The 18,899-nt window shown below is 65.1% G+C and carries 16 protein-coding genes; 7 read left to right on the top strand and 9 right to left on the bottom strand.

Annotated elements, in window-relative coordinates; genetic code table 11:
• The first annotated feature begins 248 nt into the window (after positions 1–248).
• Together AQ611_RS20275 and AQ611_RS20270 are read left to right on the top strand one after the other, a co-directional pair.
• A complete protein-coding gene (locus tag AQ611_RS20275) occupies positions 249–698 on the top strand; it encodes a response regulator (RefSeq protein WP_069235832.1) in 450 nt (149 codons plus the stop codon).
• A 220-nt stretch (positions 699–918) separates the two neighbouring features.
• Complete coding sequence (locus tag AQ611_RS20270) at positions 919–2,376, top strand: RNA polymerase factor sigma-54 (protein ID WP_069236428.1); 1,458 nt, start codon at positions 919–921, stop codon at positions 2,374–2,376.
• A gap of 53 nt (positions 2,377–2,429) precedes the next feature.
• Here AQ611_RS20270 and AQ611_RS20265 read toward each other — a convergent pair whose 3' ends face one another.
• Positions 2,430–3,704: a phosphatidylserine decarboxylase family protein gene (locus AQ611_RS20265; RefSeq protein WP_069235831.1), complete on the bottom strand. Its 1,275-nt coding sequence runs from the start codon at positions 3,702–3,704 to the stop codon at positions 2,430–2,432.
• Between the two features lie 123 nt (positions 3,705–3,827).
• Positions 3,828–4,523 (bottom strand): MgtC/SapB family protein, encoded by a 696-nt coding sequence (locus AQ611_RS20260; RefSeq protein WP_059519710.1) that lies wholly within the window; start codon positions 4,521–4,523, stop codon positions 3,828–3,830.
• A gap of 192 nt (positions 4,524–4,715) precedes the next feature.
• Between AQ611_RS20260 and AQ611_RS20255 the strand changes: the two genes are divergently transcribed.
• Together AQ611_RS20255 and AQ611_RS20250 are read left to right on the top strand one after the other, a co-directional pair.
• On the top strand, positions 4,716–4,958 hold the full coding sequence (locus AQ611_RS20255; RefSeq protein ID WP_069235830.1) for a DUF6566 family protein: 243 nt from the start codon (positions 4,716–4,718) through the stop codon (positions 4,956–4,958).
• 71 nt (positions 4,959–5,029) lie between these two features.
• Positions 5,030–5,737, top strand: a complete 708-nt coding sequence (locus AQ611_RS20250; RefSeq protein ID WP_069236427.1) for a succinate dehydrogenase/fumarate reductase iron-sulfur subunit — start codon at positions 5,030–5,032, stop codon at positions 5,735–5,737.
• A gap of 3 nt (positions 5,738–5,740) precedes the next feature.
• Here AQ611_RS20250 and AQ611_RS20245 read toward each other — a convergent pair whose 3' ends face one another.
• The 4 genes from AQ611_RS20245 to AQ611_RS20230 form a co-directional block, all read right to left on the bottom strand.
• Positions 5,741–6,415, bottom strand: coding sequence for an HAD family hydrolase (locus AQ611_RS20245; RefSeq protein ID WP_059519707.1), 675 nt, complete (start codon positions 6,413–6,415; stop codon positions 5,741–5,743).
• Between the two features lie 617 nt (positions 6,416–7,032).
• Positions 7,033–8,874, bottom strand: coding sequence for a thiamine pyrophosphate-requiring protein (locus tag AQ611_RS20240; protein ID WP_069235829.1), 1,842 nt, complete (start codon positions 8,872–8,874; stop codon positions 7,033–7,035).
• Positions 8,875–9,077: 203 nt separating this feature from the next.
• Positions 9,078–10,628, bottom strand: coding sequence for a glycoside hydrolase family 10-like protein (locus AQ611_RS20235; RefSeq protein ID WP_069236426.1), 1,551 nt, complete (start codon positions 10,626–10,628; stop codon positions 9,078–9,080).
• 384 nt (positions 10,629–11,012) lie between these two features.
• A complete protein-coding gene (locus tag AQ611_RS20230; RefSeq protein ID WP_059519705.1) occupies positions 11,013–11,912 on the bottom strand; it encodes a LysR substrate-binding domain-containing protein in 900 nt (299 codons plus the stop codon).
• Positions 11,913–12,152: 240 nt separating this feature from the next.
• Between AQ611_RS20230 and AQ611_RS20225 the strand changes: the two genes are divergently transcribed.
• The 3 genes from AQ611_RS20225 to AQ611_RS20215 are packed head-to-tail and all read left to right on the top strand — an operon-like array spanning position 12,153 to position 15,197.
• Complete coding sequence (locus AQ611_RS20225) at positions 12,153–13,334, top strand: branched-chain amino acid ABC transporter substrate-binding protein (RefSeq protein WP_083237477.1); 1,182 nt, start codon at positions 12,153–12,155, stop codon at positions 13,332–13,334.
• 35 nt (positions 13,335–13,369) lie between these two features.
• Positions 13,370–13,930, top strand: coding sequence for an L-2-amino-thiazoline-4-carboxylic acid hydrolase (locus AQ611_RS20220; protein ID WP_069236424.1), 561 nt, complete (start codon positions 13,370–13,372; stop codon positions 13,928–13,930).
• Positions 13,923–15,197, top strand: a complete 1,275-nt coding sequence (locus AQ611_RS20215; protein ID WP_069235828.1) for a M20 family metallo-hydrolase — start codon at positions 13,923–13,925, stop codon at positions 15,195–15,197. Before AQ611_RS20220 ends, AQ611_RS20215 begins: the two co-directional genes overlap by 8 nt.
• 122 nt (positions 15,198–15,319) lie before the next feature.
• Here the strand turns inward: AQ611_RS20215 and AQ611_RS20210 are convergent, their stop codons facing one another.
• The 3 genes from AQ611_RS20210 to AQ611_RS20200 form a co-directional block, all read right to left on the bottom strand.
• Positions 15,320–16,144, bottom strand: a complete 825-nt coding sequence (locus AQ611_RS20210) for a methyltransferase domain-containing protein (RefSeq protein ID WP_059519703.1) — start codon at positions 16,142–16,144, stop codon at positions 15,320–15,322.
• A 25-nt stretch (positions 16,145–16,169) separates the two neighbouring features.
• Positions 16,170–17,531 (bottom strand): salicylate synthase, encoded by a 1,362-nt coding sequence (locus AQ611_RS20205; protein WP_069235827.1) that lies wholly within the window; start codon positions 17,529–17,531, stop codon positions 16,170–16,172.
• Positions 17,532–17,816: 285 nt separating this feature from the next.
• Positions 17,817–18,851: a DNA-binding protein gene (locus AQ611_RS20200; RefSeq protein WP_069236423.1), complete on the bottom strand. Its 1,035-nt coding sequence runs from the start codon at positions 18,849–18,851 to the stop codon at positions 17,817–17,819.
• Between the last annotated feature and the right edge of the window lie 48 nt (positions 18,852–18,899).

The raw sequence follows: 18,899 nt of genomic DNA, 5'->3' as shown, positions 1-18,899 counted from the left end.
CCGGCGGCACGCGGGCGGTGCCGGCGCTCGCTGCCGCGCGCCCGTGTGCCGCTCGGCCGCGCACCGGCGAACCGGTTGCGTGACGGGCTTGCAAGGACTGCATCGCGTGCATTGGCGGCTCCCATATCGACGATGCCGGACACGCAGCAACCGGCATGCCAGCCGGCGGCGGCCGAGCGGGGCAGCCGAGAGTCGATATGGGTGCGCGGTTTGCGCCGGTGCCGCATCCGCTTACCGGGAGAACGCCGATGCCTGCCACCCCCACCGACGATCCGTCCGACGGCGACGTGCTGTTGTGGCGCGCACCCGCCAGCGTGCCGCCGCGCCCACGCCGCGTGCTGGTTGTCGACGACTATCGCGACGCGGCGCACGCGCTGCAATTGCTGCTCGACGCACGCGGCTTCGAATGCCGCGTTGCCGACGATCCGCGTGCCGTATGCGACCTCGCGCGCGACTGGCAGCCGTTCGCGGTCGTGCTCGACATCGCGATGCCGGTCCTCGACGGTCTGCAACTCGCCGCGCGCCTGCGCAGTGATCCGCTCACTGCCGACATGCTGCTTATCGCATGCAGCGCGCTCGCGTCGCAGCGCGATCGCGAGCGCGCGCGGCAAGCCGGTTTCGATGCGCATTGCGCGAAGCCGCTGACGCCGCACCGGTTGTTGCGCTATCTGGAATTGGCGAGCGGCGGCTCGCGATGATGCGCGCCCGCGCGGGCGCGTTACATGACGCTTGTAAAACGGCGCGGGCGGCGCGGTGCGGTGCTTAGTGTTGCCAGCCCTTGTAAAAAAGCACCTGCCGAGACCCGCGACGACGGCGCACGAACTCTCCGGAGCCGCGCCCGGCGGGGCTTTGCTGTCCTGGCATGAATGCTGCGTAGATTCACGCATACCAACTGCGTACATGGTCAGGAGGGCATTGATGTCCGTCACGCTTGCGCTCCAGATGCGGCAGCATCTGGCACTCACGCCGAGGCTTCAGCAGTCGCTGCGTCTGCTGCAGTTGTCTTCGCTCGAATTCCAGCAGGAATTGCGTCACGCGCTCGACTCCAATCCGTTTCTCGAAGACGGTCAGGGCGACGACGAGATCGTCGCGCACGCACCGGACGGCGCGGCCGAAACGGTTTCGGCCGAACCGCCGCCCGAGCACGACGACGTGCGCGCGCCGGACGGGGACGTATCCGGCGAGATGATGCGCGAGGTGTCGTATACGGCCGCACCCGCGCCGCGCGGGCCGAGCCGCCTGGGCGACGACGCCGGCGAGCTGTCGCCCGGAGAGTGGATGGCGGCCGAGCCGTCGCTGCATCAGCACCTGCATGACGCGCTGCGCCTCTATCCGCTGAACCGGCGCGACCGTGAGGCCGCGCGCCTCGTGATCGACGCGCTCGACGACGACGGCTATCTGCGTCAGGAACTGCCGGAGTTGCTCGTGGCGGCCGATCCAGCGCTGCTGCTCACCGAGCAGGATCTCGTGGTCGCGCTGCGGCTCGTGCAGATGCTCGAGCGGCCGGGAATCGCGGCGCGTTCGCTGTCCGAATGCCTGCTGTTGCAACTCGACGCCATGACTGCCGGCACGCCCGCGCTTGCCGAGGCGAAGGCGATCGCGCGCGAGCACCTCGAACGCCTCGCGCGCCGCGAGACGGCCGAAATCCAGCGGCGCCTCGGCTGCAGCCAGCAAACGATGCAGGCCGCCTGCGCGCTGGTGCGCGGGCTCGACCCGCGGCCCGGCAATCATTACGGCAGCACACGCGGCGACTACGTGGTGCCCGACGTGATCGTGCGCCAGGTGCGCGACGAATGGATCGTGACGATCAACCCGGCGGTGCTGCCGCGCGCGCGGTTGCACGAACGCTATGCGACGCTGTTCGCGCAATCGAGCGGCGAGCGCGATTCGCCGCTTGGCCAGCAACTGCAGGAAGCGCGCTGGCTGATCCGTAACGTGCAAAAGCGGTTCGACACGATCCAGCGTGTGGGCGAATGCATCGTGGCGCGGCAGCGCGATTTTTTCCGTTACGGCGAGATCGCGATGAAGCCGCTCGTGCTGCGCGACATCGCGGAAGAACTCGGCCTGCACGAATCGACCATATCGCGAGCCACAGGCAACAAGTACATGGCCACGCCGCACGGCACGTTCGAATTCAAGCATTTCTTCCCGCGCAAGCTGGAGGCGGCCGGCCGCGGCGTGTGCTCGGCATCGGCCGCGAAAGCGCTGATCCGCGACATGATCGCCGCCGAGCGCTGCACGCAGCCGCTGTCCGACGTCGCGCTCGCGCAGAACCTCGCCGGGCGCGGCATTCTGCTCGCGCGCCGCACCGTCACGAAATACCGGCAGGCGATGAAGATTCCGCCGGCCGAACTGCGGCGGCGCGATGCCGCGTGACAAGGGGGGGCGGCCAGGCCGGGCATGGCGCGTCCGAACGGCCGACGCACGCGTCAGGCGGTGCGATCGCGCGCCGCGCCGCGCGCGATCGCCACTGGCGCGTTGACCCGCACGAGCGGCGGTTCGCCGTCGAACGGCGGCGCATACAGGAAGCGATCGATGGCGCCGGGCTCGAACAGCAGGCAGTACGTCGAGCCGCCGTACTGGAAATAGCCGATCTCGTCGCCCTTGTCGACACGCTGGCCCGGCATGACTTCGATCACGCACGACGACACGTCACCCATGCCGACGAATACGGCCGCTACCGTGCCGATTCCCGGATCGTCGGCCGCGATCGCGACGATCGCGCGCGTGGCCACCGCCGTCGTATACCCTTGCGAGTCGTTGAGCCCGGCCGGGTCGGGGCCTTCGGCCTCGGCAATCGAATAATACGTGCCGTCGACGCGATACGCATGTGTGAGCGTGCCGCGCACCGGCGCATGCCAGCGGTGGTAGTTGTATGCGCTGAGATACGCCTGGTACAGGTCGCCGCCGACGAAACGTTTGGCCAGCGGCAGCCGCCTCGGCGTGAAAATGTCGCGCAGCGAGTACGGCTGGCCCTTGATCCAGAACGAATCGCTCAATTGCACATGGTTCGCGCAGTGATACGGCGACGCTTCGCACGCGCTGACGATCACATGCGCATCGTCCGGCGCCGCGACCGGGCGCGCGCCCGTGCGAAAGCGCCGCGTGAAGAAGTCGTTCCACGAATCGAAGCCCCAGTGCGGTTTGTCCTGTCGATACTCGAATTGCGACAGGCCCAGGCGCTGGCGCGCCGCGTCGCAGAACCAGCCGTCGGGCGCCGACGTATCGAGATGCGCACGCGAATGCGGGCCGCCGAGGAAATCGCACCATACGTTCAGCACGCGCTTGAGATGCGCGTTGAGCGCCGCATCGCGAAACACCGCATGGCCCGACGGCATGCACATCGGCCAGTCGAGGAACGCGTTCAGCGGGCATACGATCAGGCTCGATTCGCTGAACGGCGGCGTGTACGTCATCAGGTAATCGATCACCGTCATCAGTTCGCCGATCGACGTATAGCCGAGCCGATGGCCCGATTCGAGCGCCTCGTCGATCGCGCGCGTGAGGCCCATGCGCAGCAATGCGTTGTCGTCGAACAGGCGGGCGAGTTTCTGTACCGCAGGCGTGCGCAGCCGTTGGCCGGCATGCGCGCGTGCCTCGCCCGCGATTTTTTCACGGTACGCAGCCATGTGCGCTTCCTCGCTGGCCATCCATCCGCCAAGGCGACGGCGTGTGGCGGGCGGCGTGCTGCGGTCTGTCGACATGATTCCTCCAGCGGGGGTTGCAAAAGGGGTTGCCTTGTCATACGGGCCGCCGCGGCAACACGCTTGTCTGCCGGCGGCAGGCCACGCCTGCGCGCGGCGAGCCGGCAGCCAGCGCCGTCTGGCTCACGCGAAATGTCGCGACGAGGTGTCGGGGCAGCAGGCGCGCACGCAGGCGATGCGCTGCAGCGTCCGGCAGATCGCCGCAAATTCCGCTCCGCTCGTGCGCGAGAACGAAACCGAGATGTCGTCGGTGTCCGGGTCATCGTCCGACTGCTGAACGATGAACCGCTTCACGCGCACGCGGCCGGTGCCGAGCGCGTCATGCAGCGTGCCGAGCGTCAAGCCGCCGCGCTCCACGACAAGCCGCAGCGTGCGCTGCTGCCGCCGGGCGATGAAGCGGCGCTCGAGCGGCTTCACGCCTGCGAGGATCGTCAGCACGATCGCCGTCGCGCCGATCGACGCGGCATACATGCCGCCGCCCGCCGCGAGGCCGATACCGGCCACCGTCCACAGGCTCGCGGCCGTCGTCAGCCCGCGCACGACTTCGCCGCGCAGCAGGATCGAGCCGGCGCCGAGAAAGCCGATGCCCGACACGACCTGTGCCGCGACCCGCGACGGGTCGAGCACGACGCCGCTTTGCCCGTGCACGTCCTCGAAGCCGAAAATCGACACGAGCATCACGAGTGCCGAGCCCACGCAGACGAGCATGTGCGTTCGCAATCCGGCGGCCCAGTTGAGCCGCTCGCGTTCGAGCCCGATCACGCTGCCAAGCAGCGCGGCGAGCAGCAGACGTCCGAGGAGTTCGGCGTGGCCGATCATCGTGGCCTCCCTTTGGATGGATGGCGTATCTGAGTGGCGTACCTGAGCGGTTCGATGCACCAAAGGAATGCAAGGCGCGTGCCGGACGGCGAGGGGCGGGCACGGCGCGTGCGCGCAGGCCCGGCGGCGTGCGCGGCGATCATGCGGCGCGCATTTTTTTCATGTCATCGCAGATAAGCACAGGAGGCCAATATGCAGCATCAACCGGACGCACCGGCCCGCGATTCGTATCGCGGCCACGAGATTCGCGTATGGGCGCGGCCCAACGGGCGCGGCGCGTGGGCCGACGAGGTGCAGGTGTATGTCGGCGGCGCGCGCATCGAACTCGTGGTGCCGGAATCGGCCAATCCCGAATGGCTGACCGAGGAAGAGGCGCTGCGCGCGGGCGTCGAGCGCGGGCGCTATCTGGTCGACAAACGTCTCGACGACGACTGAGCCGGCCGGCACGGCGCTTGCGCGCCGCATGTCGTGAGAACCGCATGCCGGCGCCGCGCCGGGGAGGACAGATGAACGATCCGCGCACGCTTCATATCTACCGCTACGACCCCGATCGCGACGCGGCGCCGTACATGCAGCGCTACGAGATCAGCGTGAACCCCGACGACCGGATGCTGCTCGACGTGCTCGGGCGTCTGAAGCGCGACGACGAGACGCTGTCGTATCGGCGTTCGTGCCGCGAGGGGATCTGCGGCTCGGACGCGATGAACATCAACGGCCAAAACGGGCTCGCGTGCCTGACGAACATGACGGCGCTGCCGCGCGAGATCGTGCTGCGGCCGTTGCCGGGGCTGCCGGCGGTGCGCGATCTGATCGTCGACATGACCGATTTTTTCAATCAGTATCATTCGATCCGCCCATACTTGATCAACGATACGCCGCCGCCCGAGCGCGAGCGGCGGCAATCGCCGCAGCAGCGCGACCAGCTCGACGGGCTGTACGAATGCATCCTGTGCGCGTGCTGCTCGGCAGCGTGCCCGAGCTACTGGTGGAACCCGGACAAGTTCGTCGGGCCGGCCGGGTTGCTGCAAGCTTACCGGTTCATCGTGGATTCGCGCGATCAGGCGACGGCCGAGCGGCTCGACAATCTCGAGGACCCGTATCGGCTGTTTCGCTGCCGGACGATCATGAACTGCACGCACGTATGCCCGAAGGGGCTGAATCCGACTAAGGCGATCGCGCAGATACGCGCGATGCTGGTCAGGCGAACCGTTTAGGCGCTACGGCCGCGCGGCAACCTCGTCGAGATGCCACAGCAGGTCGGCCGGATCGTCATACACGCGCAGCGCCCCCGCGCGTTCCAGTTCGTCGCGGCCGTATCCGCCCGACAGCAGCCCGACGCCGAGCGCACGGCAGCGGCTTGCGGCGAGCATGTCCCAGATGCTGTCGCCGACCACCACCGTATGCTCGATCGGCACGTTGAGTTTCGCGGCAGCGCTCAGGAACAGGTCCGGGTCCGGCTTCGCGTACTTGACCTGATCGCGTGTGATGACCACGTTCTTCGCCGGATCGACGCCGAGCGCGTCGAGATTGACCGCCGCCGTCTCCATCCGCCCGCTGGTGGCGATCGCCCAGCGTATCCCCGCGCCCGACAGCGCGGCGAGCAGCTCGCGCGCGCCCGGCAGCGGACAAACCTGTTCGCGCAGCCGCTGGTACGCGGCCGCATGCAGCCGCGCCAGCCGCTCGACGCGTTCGGCGTCGATGTCGCCGGCCGTCTCGCGCAGCAACTGGTTCAGGAACAGGCCGCCGCTCATCCCGATCTTGCGGTGAATGCGCCACACCGACAGCTCGATGCCTTCGGCATCGAGCGCTTCCTTCCACGCGAGCACGTGCTGATAGACGCTGTCGACGAGCGTGCCGTCGAGATCGAACAGAAACGACGTTTCAATGCGCATGGGAATCTCCTGGCCCGACGAGGGTCGGGCGAACCGTCCGTGAACCTATCCTTCGATACATTATCGGCGCGCGGGCGGCCCGGCGTCATCTTCCGGCGGCACGGCAAGCGCGGGGCGGCGCATGTCGTGGCCGCGAGCCGGCGCGCCCATACCGGGCGGGGCCGCTCGCGCATATCGGCGAGAGCCAGGCGAGGGCGGTGCTGTGGGCGGTGAGGGGCGCACCGCGGCGTCGACTGGGTGTCCGTCCGTCAACCCGTCAACCCGTCAGCGCGGCGCGCGATGATACGCCGCAATATGAGGCGATACATGGCGATATCCGGCATGGAGGCGCCTGCGGGGCAGCATGCCACCGCCCATTGGTGAAAGGGGGAAGTACCGAACGTGAGGACCGTCGCGAATGCGGATGCGGACCGGCCCCCGCCGCGCGAGCGTTCATGCGTGCGCGCGGCGCGATGCCGGTATCGCGCGGCTTACCTGCGAATCGCGCGCGCTGCACGGGCTCATCGGCGCGACACCGGCACTCGCATTGGCTGGCGACGGGCGGCAGGCCGCCGGCACAGGCCCACGCCCGGTACGGTTCGACGCGACGCGACACGTGCGCCGCGCCGTCCCACCGGTCATTCCCGACGACTCGTTTTCCCGTCCTTGCGTGCGCCCGCGCCGTGTTCGCCGTTGCCCGGCAGCACGCCCGACAGCACTTGCCGCGCGGTTTCGACGATCACGTTCGCTCCGCGCGCGTCGCCTTTGAGCAGCGTTTCGGCGAAATGCTTCGCCTGCTGAAGCGTCACGTGCGGCGGCAACGGCGGCACCTCGGGGTCGGTCTTCACTTCGAGCACCACCGGGCGGTCCGACGCGAGCGCCTCGTCCCACGCGGCGCCGAGCTGCTCCGGATCGTCGACGTAGATGCCTTTCAGCCCGAGCAGCGACGCGAAGCGCGAGTAAGGCACGTCCGGAATCTGCTGCGACGCGTCGAACTTCGGATCGCCTTCCATCACACGCTGCTCCCACGTGACCTGGTTCAGATCCTCGTTGTTCAGCACCATGCAGATCCAGCGCGGATCGGACCATTTGCGCCAGTACTTCGAGACGGTGATCAGCTCGGCCAGGTTGTTCATCTGCATCGCGCCGTCGCCGGCTATCGCGATCACCGGGCGCGCCGGATGCGCGAATTTCGCGGCGATCGCATACGGCACCGCCGCGCCCATCGATGCGAGGCCGCCCGACAGTGACGCCATCATCCCGCGCCGCATCATCAGATCGCGCGCATACCAGTTTGCGCAGGAACCCGAATCGCTCGTCAGGATGACGCCGTCAGGCAGACGCGGCGACAGTTCGGTGAACGCGCGCTGCGGATTCACGCCACGGCCGGGGCTGGCCTTGGCCGCCGCGCGCGCGGCGAGCGTGTCGCGCCAATGCGCGTTCCATTTCGCGATCCGCTCGCGCCATCCCGTGTCGCTGCGCGCCTTCAGCAGCGGCAGCAGCGCGCGCAGCGTCTCGGCGCTGTCGCCGACGAGATTGACCTCCATCGGATAGCGCAGGCTCAGCATGTCGGCTTTCAGGTCGATCTGCACGCCGCGCGCCTGGCCTTCCTTCGGCAGGAATTCCGAATACGGGAAGCTGGAGCCGACCACCAGCAGCGTGTCGCATTCGGTCATCAGCTCGTAGCTGGGACGGGTGCCGAGCAGCCCGATCGCGCCGGTCACCCACGGCAGATCGTCGGGCAGCGCGGCCTTGCCGAGCAGCGCTTTCGCGGCGCCCGCGCCGAGCCGGTCAGCCACCGCGATCACCTCGTCGCATGCGTGCAGCGCGCCCGCGCCCACCAGCATCGCGACCTTCGCGCCTGCGTTGAGCACGTCGGCCGCGCGCTGCAGATCATCCGCGTAAGGCACGACCTTCGGCGGCGTGTAGCCGAGCCCGGAATGCACGGTGCCGTGCGCGCGTTTCGGCGGCGCATAGTCGAGCCTTTGCAGGTCGTTCGGCAGCACCAGCGCGGTGACGGTGCGCGCGCCGAGCGCAGTGCGCACCGCACGGTCGACCAGATGGCGCACTTGGCCGGGCACCGTGGCAAGCTGGACGAATGCGCCCGCCACGTCCTTGTAAAGCGCCGGCAGATCGACTTCCTGCTGGTAGTGCCCGCCAAGCGCCGCGCGAGCCTGCTGGCCGACGATCGCGAGCACCGGCATATGGTCGAGCCGCGCGTCGTACAGGCCGGTCACGAGATGCGCGGCACCGGGGCCCGAAGTCGCGACACACACGCCAAGCTCGCCTGTAAATTTTGCATGCGCGGATGCCATGAAGGCCGCCATTTCCTCATGGCGTGCCTGGATGAATTCGATCTTGCCGCCGGCCCGGTCGAGCGCGCCGAAAAAGCCGTTGATGCCGTCGCCCGGGTAGCCGTACACGCGGCGCACGCCCCAGTCGTACAGCCGCTCGACGATGAAATCCGCCACTGTCGCCATGCCGTTCCTCCTCGATTCGCGGTGGGCCGAAGCCGATGAGCCGCGACACCGCTGGCCGGCGCACGGCACCGCGGAGCGTCGCGCAAGCCGCGTGCCGCGCGGGCGGGCCGGGCACGGCGGTTGCATGCCGACGCAGCACAGCTTGACGAGAGCGAGGCCGCCCGGATGGCGCGCCGGCTCGAGCGCGATGCTCGAATGTGCCCTCAGCGGCTTGCCGGTGTCGCCGCAATGGGCGGGCTCTCATTCCAGAGGCGGTCTAGCGCCGTGACCGAGTACACATATTCAGAACCCGGACGCGCTTCGACATCGAGATAATCGGTCTTCCTGACGGTCGAGATCAAATGACGCGCATCGAGGTCGCGGCGCGCATCGTGGCGATAAATCGCGTATGACACCGTGTCGGCCGAGCCCGCTTGCCATTTCAACGCGATGCCATCGGAGGTCCGCTCCGCATGCAGATGCGCCACCGCGAGCGGCGCCGCCGCTTTGATCCATGGCATGGTCGGCACGAGCGCGGGGCGCGAATACCAGGCGCGGCCAAGCCTCGACATCGCCCCGAGCGGGTCCGCACGGACGCTCTTCGCGGAGAAATAGACGTTGCCTTTTACTTCTGGAAACCTGAAATTGAACGCAAGGTGATTGTCGAGTTCGGCAGGGTCCGCCCATCCAGCAGATTGAGTCGATGCCCCGACCTTGTAGGCCGCCTGGCCGATATAAAGGTGCGCGCGCGATCTTCGAACCTGTTCCGCCCACCACGGCACGACCTTGTCATAGTCCGCGGGTGGAAAGCCCTGCGCCCAGTAGACCTGCGGAACGATGTAGTCGATCCAGTTTTCGCGCAGCCAGCGGCGCGTGTCGGCATACAGATCGTCATACGTTTGCGCGCCGGCCGAGGTTTGCGAGCCCTGTGGGTCGGTGCTGGCGTTGCGCCACACGGCAAACGGCGAAATACCGAACTTGACCCAAGGTTTTGCCGCCTTGATGCGTTGTGCGAGCGTTTCGACGAACACGTCCACGTTATGACGGCGCCAGTCGGCGAGCGTCGCGAAACCCGCACCGTATCGCATGTAGGCCGCCGCGTCGTCGAACGTTTGGTCCGCGATCGGATACGGATAGAAGTAGTCGTCGAGATGGACGCCGTCGATGTCATAACGGCCGACCGCGTCCATGATCGCGTCGATGATGTGCTCGTAAGCGGCGGGTATGCCGGGATTGAAATAAAACTGATTGCCGTAACGCACGAGCCAGTCGGGATGCAGGCGCGCGGGATGCGTCGGTGCGAGCGCATCGAGATCGGTGGTTCTCGTCGCACGGTATGGGTTGAACCACGCATGCAATTCGAGATTGCGCCGATGTGCCTCGGTGAGCGCAAATGCGAGGGGATCGTAGCCGGGATCGGCGCCTTGTGCGCCGGTGAGGAATTCGGACCACGGCGTGAAAGGCGATGGCCAGAACGAATCTGATACCGGCCGCACTTGCAGGATCACCGCGTTGTAATTCAGCCGGACCGCCTCGTCGAACCACTCGCGCAGTTCGGTTTGCTGTTCGGCGGCCGAGAGCCCTGGTCGGGAAGGCCAGTCGATGTTCTTTACCGAGGCGATCCAAAAGGCGCGAAATTCCCGCTTGGGCGTCGCGCCGGGCTGCGCGATCGTTTGGCCATCGCCTCCGCATGCGGATAAAGCCGGGAGCAGCAAGGTGGCGCCGGAATAGAACAAGAATTGACGTCGACTCGATAAAGAACCCAAGCTTGTCATAAGCATTCCTGTATTTCTTTGCCGAACGAGGTCGACTTGAAAATCATTTTTTCATCATACCTTACACGCCATTTAGCAGCGGATTGCGGGCCGGCCGTCTGACCGGCATGCTCGAACAGATTGGCTGGAGCGCTGGAGCTTCTCGGCAAGCCGCGACCACTTCACATCGTGTGCGTGATTCGCACCGACAGCCAGATCAGGCTGCGTCGAGCCCCGCCTTACGAGACCGTGTCTTCCGTTGAAGACGGGTTTCGCCGGTATGCGCTTGATGTCGGTCTCGATAGTGTTGCTTTTCAAGTCGAGTTCACTGCCATTTCGCAAAACGTATTGCCTGCCGGCAAGCGCAACACACCCTGTGCTGTTTCGGCGATGCTCAACGCATCGTCAGCGCGTTTTCACCGACGCCAGCAGCCATTGCGCGAGCCGTTGCGCACCGTCCGGCATTTCGGCATCGGCGCGCCAGCAAAGGTAGTAATGCCGACCGTCGTCCAGTTCGTGATCGAAAAGCTTGCGCAACGCGCCCGATGCAAGCTCACGCGAAACCAGCGGCGCGCGCATGAGTGATGCGCCCAGATCGGCGAGCGTGGCGCTCAGCGTGAGCTGGCCGTCTTCGAAGAGCGGCCCCTCGGTGCGCGCCACGTGGCGCACGCCCGCGCTTTGCAGCCAGTTTGCCCACGTGCTGCGGTCCTCGTCGTGAACGAGCGGCACACCCGCGAGATCCGCTGGTTTGCCCAGCGGTCCGTGGCGCTGCAAAAAGCGCGGCGTGCACACCGGCACCACCGCGCCCGACATGAGCGGCGTGCTCGTGTAGCCGATCCAGTCGCCGGTGCCGAAGCGGATCGACAAATCGGCGGCATCGCTGCGGTAATTGCGGTGGTTCGCGTAGAGCACCGTCACGTCCACGTCTTCATTGGCCGCGAGAAAGTCGTGCAGCCGGGGAATGAACCAGCCCATGCCAAAGAGCGGAATCAGACTGATCGTGATCTGACGCCGCGACGAGCGCTCGCGCACGAACCCCGTGGCGCTGCGCAACACCGAAAACGCCGCGCTGATCGAGCGATAGTAGTCACGGCCTTCGTCGGTGAGCACGAGCGCGCGGCCGCGGCGAATCGTCAACGGCGTTTGCACGAACGATTCGAGCAATTGCAGCTGATGGCTTACCGCCGAGGCCGTGATTTCGAGTTCGCGCGCGGCGGCCGCGACCGAGCCATGACGCGCGAACGACTCGAACGCGCGCACCGCGCGCAGGGGCGGATCGTCCGCGATTAGTTGAAATTTATTCATGTGTCGAATTATATCGAAAGGTGCGCGGCACGAATGTTTTCTGGATTTTTCTTATAAAACATCCACTTAATCATGATGATAAGGTTCGGGCATATCGATCGAACCAAACGTGATTTAAATCACCGCACACAAAAGATTAATCTTTTTCACTATTCAACGCTGCGCGCCATCCGCCTTCGGGGCGGGCCTGCATGCGTGTCAATAGCGCCTCAATACAGAGGCTCATCGGAATCGATCGACATGACAAAGAAAGCTCTGCCGTTGCCGGTCGCCGCGCTTGCGGTGTCGCTTTTCACGGGCCTTGCGCATGCCCAGGACGAACAGGTGGTGCTGATCGGGCTTGCCGCGCCGCTGACCGGCGCATCCGCGCGCATCGGCAAGGATCTGGAAAACGGCGCACGGCTCGCCGTCGACGACGCCAACGCGAAGCATCCGACCATTGCTGGCAAGCCGGTGATCTACAAGCTCGTGAGCGCCGACGATCAATCGGATCCGCGCACCGCCGTGACGGTCGCGCAGCAACTCGTCGACCGTCACGTGATTGGCGTGATCGGCCACTGGAACACCGGCTGCAGCGTGCCGGCCGCGCGCGTGTATCACGACGCCGGCATCGCGCAGATCGCGCCGGCCTCGACAGGTCATCAATACACGCAGCAGGGCTTCGACACCACGTTTCGCATCATGGGCCACGACGACGACGGCGGCGCATACACCGGCGCGTATGCGGTGAAAACGCTGAAGGTGCAGCGCATTGCCGTGATCGACGATCAGAGCGCGTTCGGCGCGGGACTCGCGAACCAGTTCATCAAGGGCGTGCAGGCCAACGGCGGCACGGTGATCGATCGCCAGTACATAACCGACAAGACACTCGATTTCAGCGGCGTGCTAACGGCCATCAAGGCGAAGCGTGCCGACTTGATCTTCTTCGGCGGCCTCGATGCCCAGGCCGCGCCGCTCGTGCGCCGCATGCGTCAATTGCATATTCAGGCGCCGCTGCTTGGCGCGGGCGGCTTCGTGAGCCAGACTTTTCTCACGCTGTCCGGGCCCTCGGGCGAAGGCGTGACGGCGCTGGAACCGGGCCGTCCGCTCGATCGCATGCCGGGCGGCGCGGCGTTCGACGCGCAGTACCGCGCGCGCTGGCACGCGCCGATCGAGCTGCACGCGCCGTTTGCCTATGACGCCGCGGCGACGCTGATCGCCGCGACCCAGCAGGCCAATTCGGTTGTGCCGAAAAAGATAGTCGCTGCACTGCGCACGATTCGCCGCAACGGCGTGACTGGCGCGATCGGCTTCGATGTGCAAGGCAACCTGCTGGACCCCGCCTATACGATTTATCAGGTGAAGGACGGCAAATGGGCCGTGGTGGACGTGCTCGGCGGCGGCGTGGCCACGAAGACCCTTGTGAAGACCGCCGCGCGCTGAACCCGATGATGCAACGACGTAACGAGGAGACGAAGATGACAGAGCAACAGCGCGAAGGCGTCGCGGACAGGATTGGCGTGAACGGCGAGACGCTCGGCATTCTCGCGCGCCGGCGCATCGAAGCGGAAATCATCAAGCCGATCTACGAGATCCTCAAGCGCGATTGCGGCATCGAGCGCGCGCAAGCGGTGATCGCCGAGGCCGTGCGCGGCGCGGCAATCGATGCGGGCCGCCGGTTCGCGGCGCGCGAGCCGAACGGCACGAGCGTCGCGTCGTTCGCCGCGCTTCAGGTGCTCTGGGAAAAGGACGACGCGCTCGACGTGCAAACGCTGCGCATCGACGACGAAGCCTACGATTACGACGTGCATCGCTGCGCTTATGCCGAGATGTATCACGCCATGGGCCTCGGGGAAATCGGCCATCTGCTGAGCTGCGCGCGCGATGCCGAATTCATTTCGGGCTATGACCCGCGCATCGCCCTCACGCGCACGAGCACCATCATGCAGGGCGGCAAGCGCTGCGATTTCCGTTACCGCATGCGCGACGCGAAGCCGGCCGAAGCAGGGGAATCGGTGCAGGAGCGCGCCGATGACTGAGCGCTCGCGACATCGCGCATGGGCTCCGAGCGCGTTGCGCGTGAACGGTGCGCGGCTGTGGGATTCGCTCGAACGCATCGCGCGAATCGGCGCGACGCAGAAGGGCGGCGTGTGCCGCCTCGCGCTCACCGAACTCGACCGCGAAGGGCGCGACCTGTTCGTGCAATGGGCGCGCGACGCCGGCTGTACGATTCGCGTCGACAAGATGGGCAACATCTTCGCGCGCCGCGCGGGGCGCAATCCCGGTGCCGCGCCGGTGCTGACGGGCTCGCACGCCGACACCCAGCCTACCGGCGGCCGCTACGACGGCATTTATGGCGTGCTGGGCGCGCTCGAAGTGATCCGCGCACTCAACGACGCAGGCGTGCAGACCGAGCATCCCGTGGAGGCCGTGATCTGGACTAACGAGGAAGGTTCGCGCTTCGCACCGGCGATGATCGCGTCGGGCGTTTATGCGGGCGTGTACACGCTCGAATACGGGCTCTCGCGCACCGATGCGTCGGGCACGACGATAGGCCAGGCGCTTGCGCGGATCGGCTACGCCGGTGATGAGCCGGTGGGCGGCACACCGGTGCACGCCGCTTACGAACTGCACATCGAGCAGGGCGCGATTCTCGAGCGCAGCGGCAAGACTATCGGCGTAGTCACGGCGGGGCAGGGGCAGCGCTGGTACGAGATCGAATTCGTCGGCGTGGACGCGCACGCGGGCACCACGCCGATGGACCTGCGCCGCGATGCGCTGGCCGGCGCGGCGCGCATGATCACGTTCGTCGAGGCGCTGGGGCGCCGGTACGCGCCGCACGGGCGCGCCACGGTCGGCATGATCGAGGTGAAGCCCAATTCGCGCAACACCGTGCCGGGGCACTGTTTTTTCACGGTGGAGTTTCGCCATCCGGATTCGGCCGCGTTGGCCGAACTCGATGCGCAATTGCGCGCCGAACTTGCGCGCGTGGCCCAGGACGCGCAGCTTGGCCACAAGATCACGCAGATCTTCGACTACGCGCCCGTGCCGTTCGCGCCTGAGTGCATCGACGCCGTGCGGCGCGCGGCCGTGACGCTGGATTTGCCGTATGCCGACATCGTGTCGGGCGCGGGCCACGACGCCTGTTATCTCGCACGCATCGCGCCCACGGGCATGATCTTCGTGCCGTGCATCGACGGCCTCAGCCATAACGAAGCCGAGGCAATCACGCCCGAGTGGGCCGAGGCTGGCGCCAACGTGCTGCTGCAGGTGGTGGTGGAGAGTGCGTTGGGACTTGCGAAGTAATTCGCTCCGAAGGCACGGTCAAGAACAAGGCGGTTTATCTGGCTGTCGCTGATGGCTGATAGCAGCCTGATTGCCGCTGCGGTGTTGACGCCAGTCAGTGGTCGTCAGCCAGTTTGACGCATTCATGCTTGAGCGGGCTTCTGTCCCCAGACCTGGAAGAACAGGTGTGAGACCACGAGTGTAGTCGGATTGGCGATATGCGCGCGCAAATCCAATTTAAGCGAGTCATATTCGTCCTTTGAGATCATCGATTCGGCAACGAGCCGATCGCTTAGGTTCTCTGCGAACTCGTAGGCCAGATAGCGACGTTCGTGATCAGGTGGATAAACGTGGATCAATGGGTTGACGTTGACGTTCCGAATACCCGTGATCTCGCGCAGCAAGCGGGGGAGTTTTCTCCCGATGAACGGGTCAATCCCATTTTTCTCAGAGTAAGCAGAAAAAAGCTGTATATACCTTTCCCAGGCGGCCGACGGTGGATCGCAGATGAAACTTAGGTAGTCGGCTTCATGCAACGCGATCCATCCGCCGGGCCGCACCAGCGACATCGCTTCCCGCAGTATTTCCTCGGGTTGAGGCACGTTCACGAGAACGAGGCGCAGCGTAACCAGATCAAAAGTGTTCCTCGGGAGTCCCGTGTTGCGAGCATCTTGACGGATGACCTCGACATTCTCGAGGCCTCTTTCGCGTGCCATTGTTCTCGCCAATGCGACGCTGTCATCGCTGCGCTCGATACCGACCACCCGCCCGCCAACACCGACACGTTCTGCCAGCATGTCGAGGCAACCGTGCGGGCCGCATCCAATCTCCACGACCTGGCTGCCACGCTCGAGTGGAATCTGATCGAAAAGCCACTTCGAGTCATTTGCTAGCTGATACGCTTGCCTCTGAAGGCGCACCTGTTCTTCACTGCGATATCCGAGCACATATTGATCGCTCTGTTGCATATGCAACTCCGCTGGCGATTTGTGTTTATGCGGACGATCGGCTGATGGACGTCCCGACTGCTTCCGCTCGGGTTCTTGCGACGAGGTAAGGCGCGATACTGGCCAGTTTTTCGTTGGTTTCGGCTAGTTCCCGTTCCGGCCTCGATTGAGCGATGATGCCGGCGCCGGCCTGGAGCCACCTCCTGGATTTATCCTGGAACACCGACCGAAGCACCAGGGTCGCCTCGAACATGCCGTGTCCCTCGAGAAGCAGAACGGCGCCCGCGTACAACTCGCGCGGAGTGTCCTCCAGGCGCTCAATGGCGTGCAGCGCAAGCTTCTTCGGGATGCCCGATGCCGTAATCGAAGGGAACAGGGTATCGAACGCATCCCAGGCATCTTTTCCGCAGGCCAGCCTTCCAGAGACACGTGATCCTAAGTGCTGCACGCTACCTCGCTGGCGTATCGACATGAAATCGTTCACTGAAACAGTCCCCGCGACACATATTTCGTCAAGCTCCTCGATAGCAGCTCGTACGGAGAGCACATGCTCGACAATTTCCTTTGGATCGTTGAGCAACTCGTTGCGCCGTGCAGCAATTTCTTCGTCGGTGCCTAAGGCAGAACGAGTTCCTGCAAGCGGCTCGGTCGTCACAACACCGTTTTCAACAAGGGTGACGAGTTCCGGGCTGAATCCGACTGCTTCAAATTGTCCGTGCTTGAGCAGGAACGAGCGCGCGGGCGAATTGGATGCCCGGCCATGCCGTAGCGTCGCCGGCATATCGATTTCGCTTTCGAGTTCGATCGAACGGGCAATGATGACTTTCGCGTAGGCTCCGTTGCCAATTTCTATCAACGCGCGGCTCACCCGGTCTTCATAGTCGGCGGCGTTGGCGGATGCGTCTACCGATAGCCCGCCTGAAGGCATCTCCTTTGCGCGCGCAGTCATAAGCGCTTGAATTTCCTGGGCAGTAGCCTGGTCGACGGTATAAATCGTTGCGGAATTCCCGTCGAAAACCACTTCCTTATGGGGAAGCATGAGCGCAAGAAGCGGCCATCTGCCCGGCCGGTACGGATGTCCGTTTACATGTGCCGCGTAATTGAAGCCGGCCTGGCCAAAAATCCTGGCAGCCGGCGGCCCGTGGCGCGAAAGGAATGTCCTCGCTGTTTCGGCAAGCGTTCCATTGACAGCGACGGATTGAGTTTCCCCATTGGCGAAGATGGTTGCCTGCCTGCCATCGGAGTCGATCATCAGCGAAGCCTTCGCACCAATTCCGACATACCAACAAGGGCCTCGCTCGTAGACATACTGGTCCTCGTTTGCATAGTGATTCAACAGAGCTTCAATCACCGGTAACACGCGGGACTTGGGTAGCGGAGATTTTTCGACGAGGATGCCGTTTGTCATGTTTACTCCCTCGAAGCCGCGAGAAGGGGCAGTGGTATCGTCACATCGATCGGGACGTGATGACCCCCGCTTGATGGTAGATAGCGAATTCCTTATCGATGTTAGTCAATGTTATTCAGACCGCAATATTTAATTTCGCAATGTTGAATATCGACGTGTCGCCCCTGGTTTTTTGGTCACCGAACTCCCGATATCGACGTCGGCTATGTTCGTCGTGCCGGAAACAACGCTAAGGATTCGGGCGGTGCAATCGGCCTGGAGAACGCCGAGATATTGCGGGTTTCGTCATATGGCTTTCTTCCGCACGTGGGCCCTGCCTGCGGAACGGGCGAGCCGCCGGGCGGCGCCTGCCATCGCTTCACCCTTGCGACGGCCATTGCGGCCGGCCATGCCGTCCTGCAAGGCAGCCAAACCTTGCTGACGCAGCGCCTTCAGTTCCTCCAGATATCCGGCGGTCGCGCGACGGGCGGCGTCCAGGCTGCCTTCGAGCATGCCGATTCTCTGGCGGGCGTCACCCAGATGCATCTGAAGCGCCCGCGCGTCGGCTTGTTGCCGTGCTTCGGCATCTTCAGCGCGTCGCGCCGCAGCGTCGCGCTCTTTCAGGAGCCTCGCACTGGTCGCCCGCTCCCGTTCAATCTCCATCAGCGCGTGTTTTTCGGCCGCGCGCAAGCGCTCTGCGGCGCGCTGCGCATCCTCGCGCACTTTTTCGAGTTCCCGGGCAAAGTCTGCCCGGGCCTGCGCCTGCGCGGCGTCCTTCTCGCGGTTTTCCTGCTGGAGACGCACGATTTCGCCCTCCAGCGAGCGGCGTGTCGCATCGCCCACTGCCTGCGCCTGCTCCAGCGCCTGAATCCGAGCGTTCGCCGAGAGTAGAGCGGCACGGCTCTCCTTAAGCGCGGCCTCGGCTCGTGCCGCCGCTTCATGAGCGGCGGTAACCGCCGCCTGCCCGGCCTCCCGCTCGGACTCCAGTTCGACGCGCAGTGCCTGCACGGCCGCATGCGCGGCGGCCGTTGACCGATCCCACAACGCGGCTACGAGGTCGCCGGCGGCCGCCTGTATTTCCGGCGGCAGGTCGGGACGGTCAATCCGCACGCGGCTTTTCTCGCGCAACTGTGCCCAGAACTCGGCCAGCACCTCGGTAGGCGTGCTCATGCTGCCGCGGCGCACCAGCTGATATAGGCGATTTGCCGTCGGCGTGACGCCGAAGCGGAAGAACAACAACGCGCAGACTTCGCGGTACAGGTCGCGGGTTTTCGGAACCGCTGCCTTCAGGCGCTCGATTTCGGCGGCCAGCGCCGCATCGGTGGATGGGACGTCACTCATGAGGATTTTCATCGTGGAATTTTCCTATATATTACTACGTAAACCGCA

This window comes from Burkholderia singularis (genome assembly GCF_001718875.1).
GTDB classification, from domain to species: Bacteria; Pseudomonadota; Gammaproteobacteria; order Burkholderiales; family Burkholderiaceae; genus Burkholderia; species Burkholderia singularis.
The sequence above is the reverse complement of the archived record's forward strand: the minus strand, read 5'-3'. Positions and strand labels throughout refer to the sequence as shown.

Coding starts and splice junctions, on each gene's coding strand:
- AQ611_RS20230 (WP_059519705.1), bottom strand. CDS start 11,912: ATGAATAAATTTCAACTAATCGCGGACGATCCGCCCCTGCGCGCGGTG.
- AQ611_RS20250 (WP_069236427.1), top strand. CDS start 5,030: ATGAACGATCCGCGCACGCTTCATATCTACCGCTACGACCCCGATCGC.
- AQ611_RS20255 (WP_069235830.1), top strand. CDS start 4,716: ATGCAGCATCAACCGGACGCACCGGCCCGCGATTCGTATCGCGGCCAC.
- AQ611_RS20245 (WP_059519707.1), bottom strand. CDS start 6,415: ATGCGCATTGAAACGTCGTTTCTGTTCGATCTCGACGGCACGCTCGTC.
- AQ611_RS20235 (WP_069236426.1), bottom strand. CDS start 10,628: ATGACAAGCTTGGGTTCTTTATCGAGTCGACGTCAATTCTTGTTCTAT.
- AQ611_RS20260 (WP_059519710.1), bottom strand. CDS start 4,523: ATGATCGGCCACGCCGAACTCCTCGGACGTCTGCTGCTCGCCGCGCTG.
- AQ611_RS20225 (WP_083237477.1), top strand. CDS start 12,153: ATGACAAAGAAAGCTCTGCCGTTGCCGGTCGCCGCGCTTGCGGTGTCG.
- AQ611_RS20200 (WP_069236423.1), bottom strand. CDS start 18,851: ATGAGTGACGTCCCATCCACCGATGCGGCGCTGGCCGCCGAAATCGAG.
- AQ611_RS20240 (WP_069235829.1), bottom strand. CDS start 8,874: ATGGCGACAGTGGCGGATTTCATCGTCGAGCGGCTGTACGACTGGGGC.
- AQ611_RS20215 (WP_069235828.1), top strand. CDS start 13,923: ATGACTGAGCGCTCGCGACATCGCGCATGGGCTCCGAGCGCGTTGCGC.
- AQ611_RS20275 (WP_069235832.1), top strand. CDS start 249: ATGCCTGCCACCCCCACCGACGATCCGTCCGACGGCGACGTGCTGTTG.
- AQ611_RS20210 (WP_059519703.1), bottom strand. CDS start 16,144: ATGCAACAGAGCGATCAATATGTGCTCGGATATCGCAGTGAAGAACAG.
- AQ611_RS20205 (WP_069235827.1), bottom strand. CDS start 17,531: ATGACAAACGGCATCCTCGTCGAAAAATCTCCGCTACCCAAGTCCCGC.
- AQ611_RS20270 (WP_069236428.1), top strand. CDS start 919: ATGTCCGTCACGCTTGCGCTCCAGATGCGGCAGCATCTGGCACTCACG.
- AQ611_RS20265 (WP_069235831.1), bottom strand. CDS start 3,704: ATGTCGACAGACCGCAGCACGCCGCCCGCCACACGCCGTCGCCTTGGC.
- AQ611_RS20220 (WP_069236424.1), top strand. CDS start 13,370: ATGACAGAGCAACAGCGCGAAGGCGTCGCGGACAGGATTGGCGTGAAC.